This window comes from Janibacter sp. Soil728, assembly GCF_001428305.1.
Classification (GTDB): Bacteria; Actinomycetota; Actinomycetes; order Actinomycetales; family Dermatophilaceae; genus Janibacter.
Genome location: NZ_LMRZ01000002.1, coordinates 1 through 1,573, shown reverse-complemented (window position 1 = coordinate 1,573; position 1,573 = coordinate 1). Strand labels below are relative to the sequence as shown.

Annotated in this window: 1 protein-coding gene; it reads right to left on the bottom strand. The window is 65.8% G+C overall.

Annotated elements, in window-relative coordinates; genetic code table 11:
- Positions 1-267: 267 nt before the first annotated feature.
- Positions 268-1,573 (bottom strand): acyltransferase family protein (locus ASG73_RS04365; protein WP_235499349.1); only part of this gene is annotated, 1,306 nt, incomplete at its 5' end.

Below are 1,573 nucleotides of genomic sequence, written 5' to 3'. Positions count from 1 at the left end.
CAGGCTGTGCGGCCACACGTGGAAGATGACCACGAGCGAGACCGCAACCGCCCGCAAACCCTGGATGTCCTTGCGAAAACCACTCGCAGAGGACTCCGACCCACGAGCGCGGAGAGCGGAGAACAGGTCCTTCATCAACACAACCTTCGAGCATGAGAGATGCGTCGAGAGAGCGCTGGAAGAGCGCTCGCCCCGTCGCCTGACGGGGGGAAACCCTACGGGGCGAACCTCAGACCCGCGTGCAGCATCCGCAGTCGGGGAGCTAGGTCACCGTCTGGCTGCTGCTTCGATCTCCTTCGCCATGAAGGGGGTCATCGTCTTGACATAGGTGGCGCTGAGGTGAGCCTTGTCGAAGTACGTGATGACTCCGCCGTTGGCACCGCGGCACACGGTGGGCTCGCAGACCAGGTCGTCGAAGTTGGCGTACGTCACCTTGGGCAGGTCGACCTCCTTGACGGCGTCCACGAGGGCGTCGTCGACGATCCAGTCCTTCCTCGGTGCGGAGCACTTCGACTGGTCGTCCGGGTGCTCGGCCAAGCAGTCGGGGATGTTGATCCCGGGGTAGGTCGGGTCCTTGATCGCGAGGATGTTGGTGCCGCCCTTGGCCCAGTCGCGCAGGTAGCTCGCGTACCCGGCAACCGCCTTCGCCTTGGTGGTGCCCCGTGACGAGCTGTCCAACGCAAGACGTTCCGACGTGATGACGAGGTCGTACTTTTTCCCGGACGTCTGCTTCTGGGCCCACTGGCCGTAGTCGTAGCAGTTCTGGGACTTGACCTCGGTCTCGTACTTCTGACGCGCGTCCGTCACGGCACAGCTCGACACCAGGTACGTGGTGATGGTCCAGCCGTTCTTCTTGGCCAGGGCCTGCAGAGCCGGCAGCCAGTGCCCCGCGTGGGAGTTGCCCACCAACGCCACCTGCTTCGGGCCGTCGCCGTAGGTGCAGGTCTTGCGCCCGGTGAAGGGCTGGTTGGTCCAGCAGTTGTCGGCGTAGGCGTCGGACTTGTCCTCCTTCGCCAGCTCCGCGGCCGGGACCAGCTTCGCGTCGTCCTTGACCGGACACTTCTGCTTGCCTCGTGCCAGCGCCCCGTGATTGGCCTCAGCGACCTGCGCGCCACCCATCACCGTCAGGGCCACCATCCCGACCACCGCCAGACGATAGGAGTGCCGAAGGGGGGCACCCGGCTTCGGCTGGCGGAACCTGTCCTCGATGAAGGTCTTGCTCAACCCCGCCAGGACCAACGTCGCCGCCACGATGGCGATCTTGTCCAGGATGCCCAGACTGCCACCGCTGACGAAGGGCACGAGGATGACGAGCGGCCAGTGCCACAGGTACACCGAGTACGACACATCCCCCAACCACTGGATCGGACGGAACCGGAAGATCCCCGTGGGCGACAGCACGTGCTGGGAACCAGCCCAGATCACCGCCGCCGTCCCCAGCACCGGCAGCAACGCCGTGTACCCCGGGAAGGGCGTCGACCCCGTGTAGGTGAACCCGGTCACGACGATCGCCGCCAGACCCAGCCACGCGACAGGCACCGCCGCCACCCGGAACCGACCGCTCGCAGCGATC